This is a genomic window from Streptomyces sp. NPDC001848 (genome assembly GCF_042891915.1).
Taxonomy (GTDB): Bacteria; Actinomycetota; Actinomycetes; order Streptomycetales; family Streptomycetaceae; genus Streptomyces.
On the sequence record NZ_JBIATP010000011.1, the window covers coordinates 175,495 to 191,933 of the forward strand.

A 16,439-nucleotide genomic window follows, 5' to 3' on the forward strand; every position below is an offset into this window, starting at 1 on the left:
TTGCGGGAACCGCGCCCGTGTGCATGCTCGCCCCGCACCGCTGCGCCCACCGCCGCCCTGCCGCACCTCGCGGCTCCTCCTGAGAGCTCCGAACAAAATGGGCGCGCCGCGAGCTGATCGGACTCTCACTGTGTTCGGAGCTCTAAACCGGCGGCCACGGAATGGCCGGCCACTCCCCGCTCGGCTCGGGGTGACGGCCCGACTCCAGCAGCGCTTCCACCCGCATCCGCGTCGCCCGGACCTCCGCAGGGCTGATCAGTGAGGCCAGGCGGGTGGCCAGGTCACCGCCCTCCTCCAGGGCCTCCTTCAGCCCCTTGAGGACCTCCACCGCCTCCCCCGTCAGCGGCTCCCCCGCCCAGCCCCACAGCAGCGTCCGCAACTTGTTCTCGACGTTGAACGTGACCCCGTGGTCGATGCCGTACAGCCGCCCCTCGGCCGCCGGCAGCAGATGGCCCCCCTTGCGGTCCGCGTTGTTGATGACCGCGTCGAGGACGGCGAGCCGCCGCAGCCGCTCGTCGTCGGCGTGTACGAGCAGTGCCGTCCGATCGTCGCCGACCTCCGCGAGACCGATCGCCTTCCAGCCGGGCCCGGGCTCCTCCCCCTCCACCAGGGCGAGAAGTTCATGGTCGGGCACGGTCTCCACCCACAGCTGACACATGCCCTCGCCGTACGGGCCGTCGCGCAGCACGGTGGGCGGCACGAGCCCCCAGCCGGTCGCCTCGGACACCTCGTAAGCGGCGACCTCGCGCTGGGCGAGCGTCCCGTCCGGGAAGTCCCACAGGGGCCGCTCCCCGGCGACGGGCTTGTAGACGCAGGTGGCTTCCTGTCCGTCGTGGGAGACCGTGCAGTACAGCGCCGCGTTGGAGGCCTCGCGGATGCGTCCGCGCACGGTCAGCTCGCCCTCGGCGAGCAGTTCGGCCGTGGTCACGCTCCGCGGCGGTATCCGTTCTGGCGCGGACATACGTGTCCTTCCGGGTCGAGCGGGAGGCTGCACAGCGGGCACGGCGGCCGCCCGGCGTTGACGACGTCGAGGGCGCGCTTGGCGAAGGCTCTCGCCTGCGCGCCGGTGAGCCGGACCCGGAGCATCGGCGGACCGTTCTCCTCGTCCTGCAGCAGCCGCTCCTCGGCCTCGGCGAGGTCCTCCTCGGAGTCGGCGTCCAACTCGACGAGGGCCTGGGCCTCGACGATCATGCGCTGTTCCTCGGCGTCCCAGGCGAGAGCCATGGTGCCGACACGGAACTCCTCCTCGATGGGTGTCTCCAGAGGGGCCGTGTCGGTGATCTCCGCGGGGGCCACGGCGGGGACCGCGGCACTGCCGCCGCTGCGCCGCACGACCTCGTCGAGCAGCTCGTCCATGCGCTCGGCGAGCGCCGCGACCTGGGTCTTCTCCAGGGCCACGCTCGTCACCCGGGGTCCGGCCGAGGCCTGCAGGAAGAAGGTACGGCGCCCGGGCAGCCCGACCGTACCGGCCACGAAGCGGTCCGGGGGGTCGTAGAGGAACACCTGACGGGACACGTCCTGTCTCCATTGGATCGGGGTCGGGACCGGCTGACGGCGCCGGTCCTGTGGGTTGCTGACACGTACGCTGAACAACTACTGCGCTCGTTCGACCGCTTCACCCTACTGCGGTCGACGATCACGGTGCGCCCGCACCGCCCCCGACCGGGGCGTCCGGATCCGACGGTTCCGCACGCGGTACGAGGGAGGCGAAATCGCCGGTGTCACCGAGACGAACGAGAAATGGCCGCAGCCGGGTGTAACGGATCGCGGTGATGGAACACGGTTCCACGGAGATCCGCTGGAAGAGGTCGAGATGAAGTCCGAGTGCGTCCGCGACGAGGGACTTGATGATGTCGCCGTGCGAGCACATGAGGTAGACGGCGTCGGCGCCGTGGTCGCGCTCCACGCGCGCGTTCCACTCCCGTACGGCCTCCGCGGCGCGGGTCGCCATCGCCCGCATCGACTCGCCGCCGGGAAACGCCGCCGCCGACGGGTGCGCCTGGACGACCTCCATCAGCGGCTCGTCCTTCAGCTCGGCGAGCTTGCGGCCGGACCAGTCGCCGTAGTGGCACTCGCCGATCCGGTCGTCGGTGTGGGCGCGCAGCTCGGGGCGGGTGTCGAGGAGCGGCTGGACGGTCTCCTGGCAGCGCTGCAGGGGGCTGGTGACGACTTCGGCGATCGGCAGCTCGGCAAGCCGCCCGGGCAGGGCCGCGGCCTGCGCGGCGCCCCGCTCGTCGAGGGCGACGCCGGGCGTCCAGCCGGCGAGGAGTCCCGCGGTGTTGGCGGTGGAGCGTCCGTGCCGGACGAGGAGCAACGTGGGCATGACGACCAGCGTAGGTCTTGTCGTCAAACCACCGTCGGCGCCCGAGTGGCCGTGAGAGGAGCCTGTGCTCCGTGATCGTCGACTGCGCCGTCTACCGCGACGGACGCCGCAACGAGGGGCCGGAGGACCTCTCCACCGCGCTGGACCAGGCGCGCGCCTCGTCGGACACGTTCGTGTGGATCGGCCTGTACGAGCCGACGGAGGACGAGTTCGAGCTGGTCACCAAGGTGTTCGGGCTGCATTCGCTGGCCGTGGAGGACGCCCTGAAGGCGCACCAGCGGCCCAAGCTGGAGGTGTACGAGGACTCGCTGTTCATGGTCCTCAAGCCGGTGTCGTACGAGCCGGAGAGCGACACCGTCTCCACCGGTGAGCTGATGGTGTTCCTCGGCGACTCGTTCGTGGTCACCGTGCGCCACGGCGTGGACATGCCGCTCGGGGACGTCCGTCGCCGTCTGGAGCAGCAGCCGGAGATGCTGCGGCACGGGCCCACGGGGGTGCTGTACTCCATCACGGACTCGATCGTCGACCACTATCTGGAGGTGGCGACCGAACTCGGCACCGATCTGGAGGAGCTGGAGGCGGAGGTCTTCTCGCCGTCCGTCGGAGGCTCGCGGAACACGGCGTCGCGGATCTACGCCTTCAAACGGCAGGTCCTGGAGTTCCGGCGGGCGACCGTGCCGCTGGCACCGCCGACGGCCCGGCTGGCGGGGCAGGGCGCGTACGGTGCGCCGGTGCCGTTCGTGCACGAGAGGTCGCGGCCCTTCTTCCGGGACGTCAACGACCATCTGACCCGGGTGAACGAGTCGGTGGAGAGCCTGGACCGACTGGTGTCGGACGTCCTGTCGGCGCATCTGGCGCAGACGAGCGTGCGGCAGAACGACGACATGCGGAAGATCTCGGCGTGGGCGGCGATGGCCGCCGTCCCGACGATGATCGCGGGCATCTACGGCATGAACTTCGACCACATGCCGGAGCTGCACTGGGTGTGGTCCTACCCGACGGTGATCGCCATCATGGCAGTGCTGGAGGTGCTGCTGTACCGGCTGTTCAAGCGGCGGGGCTGGTTGTAGCCGGACCGTCGAGGGCGTTGCGCCGCTCGGGCGTCCGCAGGGTCACCATGCGCCGCCGGCCGATGAGCCGCTCGTAGGCGTAGACGAGGTGGATCCCGGCAGCGAGCAGCGCCGATCTCGCCCTGGACCAGCCGAGGATGCGTGCCATGTGGGCCATGACCGCGAGGCTGACGTCCCGGTGGACGCGGATCTCGGCCAGCGCGCACGCGCGCAGGGTGCGCCGGATGAGCCGGCGGTGTCCGGCGGCGGTGAAGCGCAGCAGTTCCTCGTGGGTGTAGGCCAGGTGGTTGTCCTCGTCGTCGGAGATCATCCGCACGGCCCGGCCGACGTCCGGGTCGTCCCCGAAGTGCTCGCGCAGCATGAGCATCTGCTCGGCGGCGCGCTGTTCGGTGACCCGGCTGTGTGCCAGGTAGACGATGATGTCCCGCACGGTGAGCGGCTGGTCCGCCTTGAGCTTCGCGTGCGCCAGACCGATGCCGCAGCGCTCCAGGAGCATCGTGTAGTCGGTTTCCGGAGGCACCAGTACGGGTTCCAGGCCACGCTTCTTCAGCAGTGCGTGGAAGATGCGTCCGTGCTTGTCCTCGTCCGCGCCGTGGCGGGCGATCTTGGGGGCGAGCGCGCGCTCGCTCTCGGGTACCAGTTGGGCGATGCGCCCGTTCTCCCAGCCGCCCTGCGCCTCCCCGCTGGCCGCGATGGAGCAGAACAGCCGGAACGACTCGTCGTGGTCGAGGATCTCCTGGAACAGGCTCTTGGCCGACAGCATGGGCGCACCTCTCTACAGGACTCCGCGACGATCGAGCCAAACCGAGTCAAATCGGGCCCTGGAGGTGCCGCAACAGCTGTGTGGGGGCTGCTCGGCCGAAAGGAGGAGGGGCCGGCCGGGGCGGGGCCGTAACCGGGCGGGCGGCCGAGCGTTGTTCCCGGTGACGGCCGTGGCGGGGAAGACCCCCGAGCCCCCACCACGGCCGTGGAGACTTTTTTGCCGCCTCCTTCGTCCGTTACGCGAGCCCGGCCCGCTCCAGGGCTTCGACTCCGGCCCGCAGCGAGGCGATCCGCTCGTCCAGGGTGAAGCCCGCGGGCGCCAGGGTGAGCGTGGTGACGCCCGCCGCGGCGTAGGCCTTCATGCGGTCGGCGATCCGGTCGACGGAGCCGAGCAGGGTGGTCCGGTCGATCAGCTCGTGCGGGATGGCGGCCGCGGCACCCTGCTTGTCACCGGACAGGTACTTCTCCTGGATCTCGGCGGCGGCCTTCTCGTAGCCCATGCGCTGGGCGAGTTGGTTGTAGAAGTTCTGCTTGCGGCTGCCCATACCGCCGACGTACAGCGCGGTGTAGGGGCGGAAGGTGTCGGCGAGCGTGGCCACGTCCTTGTCGTCGCCGAGGGCGAGCGGGAGCGTGGGGCAGACGTCGAAGCCGTCCAGGGTCTTGCCGGCCTTCTCGCGCCCGGCGCGCAGGTACCGGATCGCCGTCTCCTCGAGGTGGTCGGCGGAGGGGAAGATCAGCAGGGCGCCGTCGGCGATCTCGCCGGTCTGCTCAAGGTTCTTCGGGCCGATGGCGGCGATGTAGAGCGGGATGTGCTCGCGCTGCGGGTGCACGGTCAGCTTGATCGGCTTGCCGGGGCCTCCGGGCAGCGGCAGCGTCCAGTGCCGGCCCTCGTACGTCAGCCGCTCGCGCGTCATCGCCTTCCGTACGATCTCGACGTACTCACGGGTGCGGGCGAGCGGCTTGTCGAACTTGACGCCGTACCAGCCCTCGGAGACCTGCGGCCCCGACACGCCGAGGCCGAGACGGAAGCGGCCGCCGGACAGCGAGTCGAGGGTGGCGGCGGTCATCGCGGTCATCGCGGGCTGGCGGGCCGGGATCTGGAAGATGGCGGAGCCGACGTCGATGCGCTCCGTCCTGGCGGCGACCCAGGACAGCACGGTGGCCGCGTCGGAGCCGTAGGCCTCGGCGGCCCAGCACACCGCGTATCCGAGCCGGTCGGCCTCCTGGGCCACGGCGAGGTTGTCCGCGTCCATTCCGGCGCCCCAGTAGCCGAGGTTGATCCCGAGCTGCATGGCCCATTCCCCTTACCGATCAGTAACGTCCCTTGAAGGCAGACCTTAGCGTGGGCGTGAGCCCCCCGGAAATCCCCGGAGGACTCGGGGAAATCGGTTGTCCACAGGCCCCCCATGAGGCGAGTTCAGGCCGTAATCTCGGCGTCCATGGAGCAGAGGCATCTCGGCCGTACCGGCCTTCGTGTGTCGCGGATCGGGCTCGGCACCCTGACCTGGGGCCGCGACACGGACGAGCACGACGCCGCGGAGCAGTTGAAGGTGTTCTGGGAGGCCGGCGGGACCCTCGTCGACACGGCGGACGTGTACGGGGACGGGGAGGCCGAGTATCTGCTCGGGCGGCTCATGGACGGCCTCGTGCTTCGCCGGGATCTGGTGATCTCCACGAAGGCGGGCAGCGTGCCCGACCCGGACCGCCGCTTCGACTGCTCGCGCGGTCACCTGCTCGGCGCCCTGGACGCCTCGCTCGCCCGCCTGGGCACGGATTACGTCGACGTCTGGCACGTCCACGCCTTCGACCCGTACACCCCGCTGGAGGAGACCCTCCAGGCGCTCGACCTGGCGGTCGGCAGCGGCCGGGCGCGGTATGCGGGGGTGTCCAACTTCTGTGGCTGGCAGCTGGCGAAGGCGGCCACCTGGCAGCTGGCGGCGCCGGGCGTGCGGACCCGGATCGCCAGTACGCAGATGGAGTACTCGCTGCTGCAGCGAGGAGTGGAGCGGGAGGTGCTGCCCGCCGCGCTGGACCTGGGGGTCGGGCTGCTGCCGTCGTCCCCACTGGGCCGGGGAGTGCTGACCGGCAAGTACCGGCACTCGACACCGGCCGATTCGCGGGGGGCGTCGGAGCACATGGGGCCGTTCGTCGCGCCCTACCTCGACGACACGGCGAGCAGCATCGTCGACGCGGTGCAGACGGCCGCCGACGGGCTCGCCACCACTCCGTTGCAGGTGGCGCTGGCGTGGGTGCGGGACCGGCCCGGGGTGGTCGCGCCGATCGTCGGCGCGCGCAATGCGCAGCAGCTCACGGCGGCGTTGTCAGTGGAGGCGCTTAGTCTTCCGGACGAGATCTGCCGGGCGCTGGACGATGTGTCGGCCCCGGTGCACCGCTATCCCGATCACGACTGGAGCACGCTGTGAGCACGGACCCGGAGACGACGGAGACGGCCCCTCGGGCGGAGGACGGGGCCGGGACCGCCGGGGGCGGCGGCGCGGGGAGCGACAGGGCCGCGGACCCGGGGCCCGCGCAGGGGCCCGCGGAGGGCGTGGGGGACGAGGCGCCGGCGGCCGGCGGCCCGGACACGGCGGACGGCTCCCCTGGTCCCTCGCAGGACGGCGGCGGCGAGGGCGCCGTGCCCGAGATGTCCGAAGCGGAGGCCGAGCTGGCCGCTCAGCGCTTGGAGCGGGAGCGGATCGAGCGGCGGAAGGCCGCCAAGCAGGGGCCCATCGAGGCCGGTGGGAAGCTCAGCGGTAAGGCCGCCGACCTGCTGGCCGCCGTGCGGGCCGTGGAGAGCGGTGAGAAGCCGGTGGCGAGCGCCTTCAGCGAGCCGGCGCCCACACCGCGCCGCGCCACCGAGCCGGTGCGGCGCCCCGAACCCGAGGCGGCCGCCGCGGTGCCTCCCGCCGCCGAGACCGTGGCGGCCGTGCGGGCCGTCCTGGCCGAGGGCGGCGCCCCGGACGCCCTCGCCCTCCAGGTCACCGAGGCGCTCGGTGACGGCGCGGAGGAGCGGCTGCGCTCGGATCCCTGGCTGCTGCTGCGCGTCTTCGGAGTACGGCCCGAGCAGGCCGACACCTTCGCCCGCGCCCTGCTCGGCGCTCAGTGCCGCCCGGACGACGAGCGCCGGGCCAGGGCGATGACGGTCTGGCTGCTGGAACAGGCGGCCCTGGCCGGGCACACCGCCCTGGAGGTCCCTGCCCTGGAGGCGGCGCTCGCCCGGCGCCAGGTGCCGGACCCCGAGGCGGCCGTGCGCGGCACCATCGCGGAGGCTGAGGCCCTGGTCTTCCAGGACGCCCTGGAGGCGGCCCCACCGGGCGGCGACGAGGACCAGGAGCGCCCGGTCCGGGTACTGATCGGCCTGGAGCGGTACGCGCTCGCGGAGGAAAGCCTCGCCGACGGACTGGCCCGGCTGGTCAACTCCGTGCCGAAGGAGGACGGCGCGGCGGAGGACTGGCAGCGGGAGGCCCGGTCGACGGCGGGTTCCGCGGCGGAACTGATCGGTGCGGTCGCGGGTCACGGCCTGGTGCTGCACACCGGGTCGGAGACGTCCCGCATCGAGCCGGCGACGCTGCTGCGTGCGGCACGCCGGCTCGGGCTGCGCGCCTGGGCCGCCACGCACAGCCCGTCCGGCCGCGACCGGTTCGCCGCGCTGCTCGCCCGGCTCGACCTGCCGGACGACGAGCGGTCCCGCCCGCCGATCGCCACGGTCGCGGGCCTCCTGTCCGGTGCGGAGGGTCCGGGGCGGGACCTCGACGGCGCGCTGGACCTCGATCTGCTCATCGTGCTGGACGCGCCGCAGCTGGATGTGGAGACGGCGGCCCTGTTCGTCGAGTCGCTGCCCGACGGGGCCCGGCTGGTGCTGAGCGGTGACCCGGGCGTGCTGTGGTCGGTCGGCCCCGGGCGCGTGTTCGGGGACCTGCTCGCGGCCCGTGTGTGCCCGCAGATCGCCTCACGGACCCCCGACCCGGGCCCGCTCGGCGAACTGGTCTCCGCGATCGGCGTCGGGGAGCTGCCACAGGTCGACGCGCCCGGCAAGGAGGTCGTGATCGTGCCGGTTCGGGACGCCGGGGAGGCGGTGCACCGGACCGTGCAGCTGGTCGCGGATTCGGTGCCGCGGGCGATCGGGGTTCCGGCGGAGGAGACGCAGGTGATCACGCCGGGGCACGGCGGCGCGGCGGGCACCCGCGCGCTGAACGCGGCGCTCAAGGAGCGGCTCAACCCGGGCCCGGGCCGCTTCGGGGGCTTCGACCCCGGCGATCGGATCGCCTACTCCCCCGCGCCGGGGCGCACGCTGCCGGGCCGGGTCGTGAAGGGCGACGCCGAGGGGCTGCACCTGGAGTGCGCGGGCGTCCCCGTGGTCGTACCGAAGGAGGGGGTGGAGCAGACCGTGCGGCACGGCTGGGCGCTGACCGCGCACCAGGCGGTGGGACAGCGGTGGCCGGCGGTGGTCGTGGTGCTGCCGGGCGACGCCGCCCAGAGCCTCACGCGGCCGTGGGTCTACACGGCCTTCGGCCGCGCCGTCCGCCACCTGTCGGTGGTACACGGCGCGGACCAGGCCCTGCCGCGGGCCGTGGCGGAGATCCAGGCCAAGCCGCGTACGACCCGCCTGCTCGCGCTGCTGAGGCCCCAGGTCCCGATGCCGGACTGACAGCGGGCCCGCCACTACGCCAGGGGCCGACGGTGCCGTGGGGCCCAGGTCGCACGGCACCGCCAGGGAACCCTCGCTAACGGTCCAACGGTTCCAGGTCCTCGTCGTCGTCCAGCTCGAGCTCGTCGTCCTCCAGCTCCTGGTCGTCCTCCAGCTCCTGGTCGTCCGCCTCCTCGTCGAACACGGAGCTGACGTCGAAGCGGCAGACCACCTGCTGGGGATCGACCTGCTCGAAGGGCGCCTCCAGCCACTCCCCCGGCTCGGCCGGTTCCTCCGCGGCCACCACCCACAGCGTGGAGTCGCCCTCCTCCAGGCCGAACTCCTTGTGCCGGGAGGCGATCTCGTCCGGTTCGAACTCCCCGAAGAGTACGCCGAGCGCGCCGTGGACGGTGCCGGCCGACGACGTCGGCGCGGGCTCCTCCTCCGCGGCCACCACCCGCTCCGCCTGTGCCAGCAGCCGCTGGGGCTCCGCCACCGCGTAGTCCCGGCGGATCAGCACGCTCAGCGCGTTCGGTTCCTCGGGGCCCGTGTACGGCGGAAGCGGCTCCTCCGCGCCGGGGATCTCGAAGGGGGTGACTTCGTCGTAGCGGTCGTAGAGCAGCTCGTCGTACTCCTCGGCCGCCGCGGCCAGCTCGTTGAACGCCTCGTAGACGGCCGGGTCGTCCTCACCCGTCCTGCGCTCGACCGCGGCAAGGTGGCGGTCGAGCGCGGTCTTGACCGCCTCGGCGGCGGCACGTACCTCGGCAGCGGTGGGCTGCGCAGCATCAGACATAGTGCAGACGCTATCCGTACCGGGCCCCAGCCCGCACAATAGATGCGATGCCGGAATACGAATTTGTCGACGTGTATGTGCCTCGCGGGGTCTCCCGCAAGGACGCCACACGTCTGCTGACGGACCATGCCGAGTACGGACACTGGGAGTTGGACCGCCTGAGCCTGCTGCGCGACGGCAGCCGCAAGGTGCGGTTGCGCCGGCGGATCATCCGCCAGGTGCGCGCCACGTGGTGAGTAAAGGTGACTGAAACGGATCGGGCCCCGCACGGACGGGGCCCGATCCGTATCGCCCGCCACGGGGCAGGCGGACGGTGCCGGTGCCGTTACGCGTGCGCCCGCGCCCTGCGGTAGAGCAGCGCGCCACCGAGCAGGGCTCCCGCGCCGGCCGGCACCAGGAGGCCGAGCGGCAGGTCGCTACCGGTGTGGGCGAGCTGTGCGGTGGCCGCGGGCTGAGTGACGGACTGCCCGCCGGGGTGGTTGATGTGCCGGCCGCCGCCCGGCTGCTGCGGCGTACCGGGGTGGCGCGGCGTGGCCGGAGGCGTGGTGCTGCCGCCGCCGGGAGGTGTGGTGCCGCCCCCGCCGCCTGGAGGCGTGGTGCCGCCCCCGCCGCCGGGGGGCGTGGTGCCGCCGCCACCCGGAGGTGTCGTGCCGCCCCCGCCACCGGGAGGCGTGGTGCCGCCCCCGCCGCCGGGTGGGGTGGTGGAGTGGCCGCCGCCCGGGTTGGCGCAGTCGTTGCCGCCCGCCGGGTTGCCGACCCCGCCCACGTTGACGGAGTTGCCGCAGACGTTCACCGGGACGTCCACCGGCACCTGCACGGTGTTGCCGGAGCCGACGCCGGGCGAGTCGCTGGTGTGCCCGCCGGCGTGGGCGCCGCCCCCGCCGCCGGAGTGGCCGCCGGTGTTCACGCACGTGTTGCCGGCCGCCGGGTTGAGCAGCCCGATGACGTTCACGGTGTTGCCGCAGACGTTCACCGGGACGTGCACGGGCGCCTGCACCAGGTTGCCCGACAGCACACCGGGCGAGTTGGTGGCGGAGCCGTTCGCTCCGGCGTCGGCGTGCGCGTAGCCGCCGGTGACGGCGAGGACTCCGGTCGCCGCCGCCATGGTCATCAGGCCCTTGCGGGTGACCTGTCGCATTGCTGATTTCCCTGTCTTCGAGCTGGTCGTGGACCTTCGGAAGGCATCCGGCGCGGTGGGCGCGGACGCGGAGGAACCGGTCGGCCCCGGAGCACATGGCACGCACTCCGGGGCCGACGGACTCACACCCTCACGGGGTTCGGGCCCCTCATGGGGTGAGGCACCACGTCAGTGGTTGATGCAGGTGTTGCCGAAGGCGGGGTTCAGCAGCCCGATCACCGAGATCGTGTTGCCGCAGACGTTCACCGGGACGTGCACCGGAACCTGGACCACATTGCCGGACACGACACCCGGGGAGTGCGTGGCGGCACCCTGGGCGCCCGAGTCGGCGACAGCCAGACCCGCACCCGCGAGAACCAGTCCACCGGTGGCAGCCGCAGCAGCGACGACCTTCTTGATCATTATTCCTCCTTGTTGGCAAAGCGATCCAAGCCTCGGACCGCATCACGTGTAACGAGGAGGGAGTAATGGAGCTACGAGCGTATGGTCGCATTCACTCGTCCCGGCGTGTTCCCGTACACGCTGGCGAATTGCGTACGGGAACGACGCCCGCTCAGGATGCGTCGATGAAGCGGTCCAGCACCCGCACGCCGAACTGCAGCGCGTCCACCGGAACCCGCTCGTCGACCCCGTGGAACATGCCCGCGAAGTCCAGCTCCGGCGGCAGCTTGAGGGGCGCGAAGCCGAAGCCGCGGATGCCGAGGTCGTCGAAGGACTTGGCGTCCGTGCCGCCGGAGAGCATGTACGGGATCGCCTTCGCGGCCGGGTCCTCGGCCAGCAGCGCCGACTGCATGGCGTCCACGAGCGCCCCGTCGAAACCGGTCTCGACGGCCTTGTCGGCGTGCACGTCCTCGCGCCGGACGTTCGGCCCGAGGATCCGGTCCAGGTCGGCGAGGAACTCCTCCTCGAAGCCGGGCAGGAAGCGCCCGTCCACGTGCGCGGTGGCCTCGCCGGGGATGACGTTGACCTTGTAACCGGCGTTCAGCTGGGTGGGGTTGGCGGTGTTGCTCAGGGTCGCGCCGATGAGCTTGGCGATGCCGCCGAGCTTGGCGAGGGTGCCCTCCATGTTCTCCGGGTCGAGCTCGGTGCCGAGGGCGTCGCCGAGTTCGTCGAGGAAGGCCCGCGTCGTCTTGGTGACCCGAATCGGGAACTTGTGCCGGCCCAGGCGTGCCACGGCTTCGGACAGCTCGGTGATCGCGTTGTCCCGGTGGATCATCGACCCGTGGCCCGCGGTGCCGGCCACGGTGAGCTTCATCCAGTGCATGCCCTTCTCGGCCGTCTGGATCAGGTAGAGCCGCCGCTGTTCGCTCACCGTGAAGGAGAACCCGCCGACCTCGCTGATGGCCTCGGTGACGCCCTCGAAGAGGTCCGGGTGGTTGTCGACCAGGTACCGGGCGCCGTAGGTGCCGCCGGCCTCCTCGTCGGCGAGGAAGGCGAGGACGATGTCGCGCGGCGGCCTGCGCCCGCTGCGCAGCCGGTCGCGGACGACCGCCAGGGTCATCGCGTCCATGTCCTTCATGTCGACCGCGCCGCGCCCCCACACGCATCCGTCGGCGATCTCGCCGGAGAACGGGTGGTGCGTCCAGTCGTCCGCGTTGGCCGGTACGACGTCGGTGTGGCCGTGGATGAGCAGCGCGGGCCGTGAGGGGTCCTCGCCCTCGATGCGGGCCACCGTGGAGGCACGGCCCGGGTGCGACTCGAAGATCTTCGGTTCGAGCCCCACCTCGGCGAGCTTCTCCGCGACGTACTCGGCGGCCCTTCGCTCGCCGGGACCGGAGTGGTCGCCGTAGTTGCTGGTGTCGATCTGGATCAGCTCACGGCAGAGGTCGACGACCTCGTCCTCGCCGGTGACGCTCCTGGCCGTGCCGGTGTCGGTCACGCTGCTTCCTCCCGGTCTCCCTGCTGGTGGTCCTCCTCATCCTCCCTCCGACCCCCGTCGCGCCCCAAGGCCGTGTACGGCCCGTCACATGCCGTTCACGCGGGAAAGGGGGTGATCGAACGCCGCCGAAAGCCTGGTAATGTTTCCTCCGTCGCCGCGGGGGAAGCCCGCACGACAGACACCTTGTCCGGGTGGCGGAATGGCAGACGCGCTAGCTTGAGGTGCTAGTGCCCTTTATCGGGCGTGGGGGTTCAAGTCCCCCCTCGGACACTCACCATGAGAGGGTGCCGACCGGTTCCGGTCGGCACCCTCTCGCGTGTGGCCCACCTCTCGGGCGGTTTCTACACTCGAGGTGTGGCCCGGGCCAACGAAGAGGTCGAGGCGCTCCTGCAGGAGTACGCGGACCTCGTCGCGATCACGGGAGGCGACGCCTTCAAGGTGCGCGCCTACGAGAAGGCCGCGCGTGCCATCGGCGGCTACCCGGCCGACATCTCCCATCTGGACGCGGACGGGCTCAGGGACATCCCGAACGTGGGCAGGTCGATCGCCGAGAAGGTCATCGAGTATCTGCGCACCGGCACGGTCGCGGTGGTCGAGGAGCGCAGGGCGAAGATCCCGGCCGGGGTGCGGGAGCTGATCACGATCCCCACGCTGGGGCCGAAGAAGGCGCTGCGGCTCTACGAGGACCTGCACATCTCGTCGGTGAACGAGCTGGCGGCCGCGATCGAGGCGGACGCCCTCGCCGATCTGAAGGGGTTCGGCGAGAAGACGCAGGAGAACATCCTGCACGGGATCCGGCTGATGCAGCAGGCGGGCGGCCGTATCCCGATCCATCTGGCGCTGGACACCGCGGAGGAGATCGTCGCCGAGCTGTCCCAGGTCACCGGCTGCAAGCGCTGCACGTACGCGGGGTCGCTGCGGCGGATGAAGGAGACGATCGGCGACATCGACGTCCTGGTCGCGGCGAAGCGGTCGGCCCCGTTCATGCAAGCCCTGGAGGCGCTGCCCGCCACCGCGGAGGTGATCGCGCACGGCGAGAAGAAGACGTCGATCCGCACCACCAAGGGCATCCAGGTGGACCTGCGGGTGCTGCCGCCGGACTCGTGGGGCGCCGGGCTGCAGTACTTCACCGGCTCCAAGGCGCACAACATCCGGACCCGCACCATCGCCGTTCGCCAGGGTCTGAAGCTGTCCGAGTACGGCCTGTTCGACACGGACAGCGGGGAGTCGGTCGCCTCCCGCAGCGAGGAGGAGGTGTACGCCCGGCTGGGCCTGCCGTGGATTCCGCCGACTCTGCGGGAGGACCGGGGGGAGATCCAGGCGGCCGCGCGCGGGGAGCTGCCGCACGTGGTGACGGAGCGGGACGTGCGCGGCGATCTGCACACCCATACGAACCTCACCGACGGGCTGGCCTCCCTGGAGGCGATGGTGGAGGCGGCGGCCGAGCGTGGCTACGCGTACTACGCGGTCACCGATCACGCGCCCAACCTGTACATGCAGCGCATGACGGACGAGAAGATCCTCGCCCAGCGGGAGGAGCTGCGGGCACTGGACGGCGCGCACCACGGGATGCGGCTGCTGCACGGCACCGAGCTCAACATCGATGCGGAGGGGGACGTGGACTGGCCCGACGCGTTCCTGGCCGGCTTCGACCTGTGCGTGGCCTCGCTGCACTCCCACTTCGACCTGGACCGCGGGGCGATGACACGGCGGCTGGTGCGGGCCTGTGAGAACCCGCACGTCAACATCATCGGCCATCCGACGACGCGTCTGATCGGCAAGCGGCCGGGGGTGGACGCCGACTGGGACGAGGTCTTCGCGGCCTGCGCCCGCACCGGCACCGCGCTGGAGATCAACGCGCAGCCGGACCGGCTCGACCTGTGCGACGAGGACATCCTGCGGGCCCGGCAGCACGGCGTGAAGTTCGCCGTGAACACCGACGCGCACTCGGTGCTCCACCTCGCCCATCTGCGCTATGGCATCGGTACGGCGCAGCGCGGTTGGCTGACGCCCGACGACGTGATCAACACCTGGCCGCTGCGGCGGCTGCGCCGGTTCCTGGCCAAGGACGGGTCGGGGTGAGTCGGCGCGCGTTTGCCGTACGGCGGACCGGAGACCCGACACGTGTTGCCGCAACGCGTGGGACGCGATACGTGAGGGGGTGCCGCAGTGACCGAGAACAGCATGGGTGACGAGGTCTACCAGCCCCAGCAGGACGAGGACGTCGTGGAGGACATGAGCCCGCTGGAGTCCCCGGACAGCCTGGAGAACCGGGTCGTTGAGCCCATGGAGGAGGGCTACTCGCCGCCGGAGAAGCCTTTGGCGGTGAACGACGTGGGTACCACCGCCGCGGAGCAGCGTGACGGCGAGTCACTGGACGAGCGGCTGGCGCGGGAGGTGCCCGAGGACACGGCCGTGGCGGGCGACGGGATCGGGGACCTGCCCGGCGGCGAGGGCGAGCCGAGGGACGACGAGGTCGGCGGTGCGGACGCCGGGCGGCTGGTCGCGCCGGACGAGGGCACCCGCGAGGACACCGACGCGGAGGCCGTCGCGAACGACGTCGGTTTCGACAGCGGCGCCCGCACGGCCGAGGAGGCGGCGGTGCATGTCGTGCCGGAGGGCGAGGAGGAGGAGCTGTAGCTCAGCGCAGGGAGCGGAGCGTGAGCGTGCCGTCGGGTTCGCGGTCGACGCGGGTGCCGAACTCCCGGCTGAATCCGTCGAGGACGGTGCCCAGCCAGGCGGTGTCCTCGTCCGAGGCGTGCTCCAGCCGCATTCTGCGTGCCTGGAGGGTGACGATGCGAACGTCGGTCAGGCCGCCGGTGTCCGGGTCGGCCGTCACCAGGTACAGCAGGCGCAGGTCGTCGCGGTAACGCTCGTAGCCGCCGATGCCCTCGTAGTCGTCGACCAGGTCCCCGCAGCCGTACAGGACGAGCCTGCCCCGGTAGGTCTCCAGCGGGCGCGGGTGGTGCGAGGAGTGCCCGTGGACGATGTCCACGCCCGCGTCGATGAGCGCGTGGGCGAAGCGGATCTCGGCGCGGGAGACCTCGTAGCCCCAGTTGGGGCCCCAGTGGACGGAGGCGACGGCGATGTCGCCGGGGTGCTTGAGCTGCCGCAGCCGGGCGGCGAACCCGGCCGCCGCGGCGACGGACGGGCCCGCGACGAAGTCGACTCCGGACCGCTCCTCGGTGGCGGCCCAGTCCTCGGGGATGCCGCTGGAGGGCATGCCGAAGGAGAACACCAGCACGCGTCCGCCTCCGTCGAGGGGGACGATCGCCGGCCGCCGGGCCGCGGTGGCGTCCCGGCCCGCCCCGGCCGTGCGCAGCCCCGCTGCGGCCAGGGAGTCGAGGGTCTCCTCGAGGCCGCGCCGGCCGAAGTCGAGGACGTGGTTGTTGGCGAGGGCGCAGACGTCCGGGCGCAGCATGGCCAGGCACGGCAGGTTGGCGGGGCTCATCCGGTAGTGGACGCCCTTGCCGGGCGCGAACTCCCCGTCGCCGGTGACGGCGGTCTCCAGATTGACCACCCGCACGTCGGGCGCGGCGTCCTCGAGGACCTCCAGTGCCTCGCCCCAGGGCCAGGAGTGGTCGACCGGCTGGGGAATGGGCCCGTTGGCGGCCTCGGCCAGGCCGACGTAGGCCCGGGCGTCGTGGATGTAGGTCTCGCGCAGCGCCGGGTCGCCGGGGTGCGGGAGGATCTGGTCGACGCCCCGGCCGAGCATGACGTCCCCGCACAGGAACAGGGTCACCGCGCCCGTGTGCACTGTTCCACGCTAAGGCGGTCGGCGACGCCGCGCGAAGGGGCCGGGCGCTACACGTGCGCGGGGGCCATGTGGTCGGTGAACCAGTCGCGG

General features: G+C 71.9%; 16 protein-coding genes and 1 tRNA gene. 7 read left to right on the top strand and 10 right to left on the bottom strand.

Features of this window, described 5'->3' with window-relative positions:
* Positions 1-142: 142 nt before the first annotated feature.
* The 3 genes from ACFYZJ_RS23580 to ACFYZJ_RS23590 form a co-directional block, all read right to left on the bottom strand.
* On the bottom strand, positions 143-961 hold the full coding sequence (locus ACFYZJ_RS23580) for an SCO1664 family protein (RefSeq protein WP_388571002.1): 819 nt from the start codon (positions 959-961) through the stop codon (positions 143-145).
* Positions 925-1,515 (bottom strand): DUF3090 domain-containing protein, encoded by a 591-nt coding sequence (locus ACFYZJ_RS23585; protein ID WP_388571003.1) that lies wholly within the window; start codon positions 1,513-1,515, stop codon positions 925-927. Before ACFYZJ_RS23585 ends, ACFYZJ_RS23580 begins: the two co-directional genes overlap by 37 nt.
* A gap of 121 nt (positions 1,516-1,636) precedes the next feature.
* On the bottom strand, positions 1,637-2,323 hold the full coding sequence (locus ACFYZJ_RS23590) for a histidine phosphatase family protein (RefSeq protein ID WP_388571004.1): 687 nt from the start codon (positions 2,321-2,323) through the stop codon (positions 1,637-1,639).
* 71 nt (positions 2,324-2,394) lie between these two features.
* On the opposite strand from ACFYZJ_RS23590, the gene corA reads away from it, so the two are divergent.
* A complete protein-coding gene (gene corA / locus ACFYZJ_RS23595; RefSeq protein WP_388571005.1) occupies positions 2,395-3,393 on the top strand; it encodes a magnesium/cobalt transporter CorA in 999 nt (332 codons plus the stop codon).
* Here the strand turns inward: corA and ACFYZJ_RS23600 are convergent.
* Together ACFYZJ_RS23600 and ACFYZJ_RS23605 are read right to left on the bottom strand one after the other, a co-directional pair.
* Positions 3,371-4,156 (bottom strand): ferritin-like domain-containing protein, encoded by a 786-nt coding sequence (locus ACFYZJ_RS23600; RefSeq protein ID WP_388571006.1) that lies wholly within the window; start codon positions 4,154-4,156, stop codon positions 3,371-3,373. The genes corA and ACFYZJ_RS23600 overlap by 23 nt on opposite strands.
* Positions 4,157-4,391: 235 nt before the next feature.
* Positions 4,392-5,447, bottom strand: coding sequence for an LLM class F420-dependent oxidoreductase (locus ACFYZJ_RS23605; protein ID WP_388571007.1), 1,056 nt, complete (start codon positions 5,445-5,447; stop codon positions 4,392-4,394).
* Between the two features lie 147 nt (positions 5,448-5,594).
* Here ACFYZJ_RS23605 and ACFYZJ_RS23610 point away from each other — a divergent pair, with 147 nt between their 5' ends.
* Both ACFYZJ_RS23610 and ACFYZJ_RS23615 read left to right on the top strand, forming a co-directional pair.
* Positions 5,595-6,578 (top strand): aldo/keto reductase, encoded by a 984-nt coding sequence (locus ACFYZJ_RS23610; protein WP_388571008.1) that lies wholly within the window; start codon positions 5,595-5,597, stop codon positions 6,576-6,578.
* Positions 6,575-8,803: a helix-hairpin-helix domain-containing protein gene (locus ACFYZJ_RS23615; RefSeq protein WP_388571009.1), complete on the top strand. Its 2,229-nt coding sequence runs from the start codon at positions 6,575-6,577 to the stop codon at positions 8,801-8,803. Before ACFYZJ_RS23610 ends, ACFYZJ_RS23615 begins: the two co-directional genes overlap by 4 nt.
* 76 nt (positions 8,804-8,879) lie before the next feature.
* On the opposite strand, the gene ACFYZJ_RS23620 is transcribed toward ACFYZJ_RS23615, so the two are convergent.
* Positions 8,880-9,575, bottom strand: coding sequence for a hypothetical protein (locus ACFYZJ_RS23620; protein WP_388571010.1), 696 nt, complete (start codon positions 9,573-9,575; stop codon positions 8,880-8,882).
* Positions 9,576-9,622: 47 nt separating this feature from the next.
* Here ACFYZJ_RS23620 and ACFYZJ_RS23625 point away from each other — a divergent pair, with 47 nt between their 5' ends.
* Entirely contained in the window at positions 9,623-9,811 is a 189-nt protein-coding gene (locus ACFYZJ_RS23625) for a DUF5703 family protein (RefSeq protein ID WP_030053310.1), read from the top strand.
* Positions 9,812-9,900: 89 nt separating this feature from the next.
* On the opposite strand, the gene ACFYZJ_RS23630 is transcribed toward ACFYZJ_RS23625, so the two are convergent.
* The 3 genes from ACFYZJ_RS23630 to ACFYZJ_RS23640 form a co-directional block, all read right to left on the bottom strand.
* Positions 9,901-10,713, bottom strand: coding sequence for a chaplin (locus ACFYZJ_RS23630; RefSeq protein WP_388571011.1), 813 nt, complete (start codon positions 10,711-10,713; stop codon positions 9,901-9,903).
* 168 nt (positions 10,714-10,881) lie between these two features.
* The gene (gene chpH / locus ACFYZJ_RS23635; RefSeq protein ID WP_388571012.1) at positions 10,882-11,115 is read right to left on the bottom strand and encodes a chaplin ChpH; all 234 of its coding nucleotides are present in this window, start codon (positions 11,113-11,115) and stop codon (positions 10,882-10,884) included.
* A gap of 151 nt (positions 11,116-11,266) precedes the next feature.
* Positions 11,267-12,592, bottom strand: a complete 1,326-nt coding sequence (locus ACFYZJ_RS23640) for a M20/M25/M40 family metallo-hydrolase (protein ID WP_388571013.1) — start codon at positions 12,590-12,592, stop codon at positions 11,267-11,269.
* Positions 12,593-12,777: 185 nt separating this feature from the next.
* Between ACFYZJ_RS23640 and ACFYZJ_RS23645 the strand changes: the two genes are divergently transcribed.
* From ACFYZJ_RS23645 to ACFYZJ_RS23655, 3 genes are all read left to right on the top strand, one after another.
* Positions 12,778-12,862, top strand: a tRNA-Leu gene (locus ACFYZJ_RS23645).
* A gap of 84 nt (positions 12,863-12,946) precedes the next feature.
* A complete protein-coding gene (polX, locus tag ACFYZJ_RS23650) occupies positions 12,947-14,674 on the top strand; it encodes a DNA polymerase/3'-5' exonuclease PolX (protein WP_388571014.1) in 1,728 nt (575 codons plus the stop codon).
* Between the two features lie 87 nt (positions 14,675-14,761).
* On the top strand, positions 14,762-15,232 hold the full coding sequence (locus tag ACFYZJ_RS23655; protein WP_388571015.1) for a DUF5709 domain-containing protein: 471 nt from the start codon (positions 14,762-14,764) through the stop codon (positions 15,230-15,232).
* Between the two features lies 1 nt (position 15,233).
* Here the strand turns inward: ACFYZJ_RS23655 and ACFYZJ_RS23660 are convergent, their stop codons facing one another.
* Positions 15,234-16,349, bottom strand: a complete 1,116-nt coding sequence (locus ACFYZJ_RS23660) for a CapA family protein (RefSeq protein ID WP_388571016.1) — start codon at positions 16,347-16,349, stop codon at positions 15,234-15,236.
* Between the last annotated feature and the right edge of the window lie 90 nt (positions 16,350-16,439).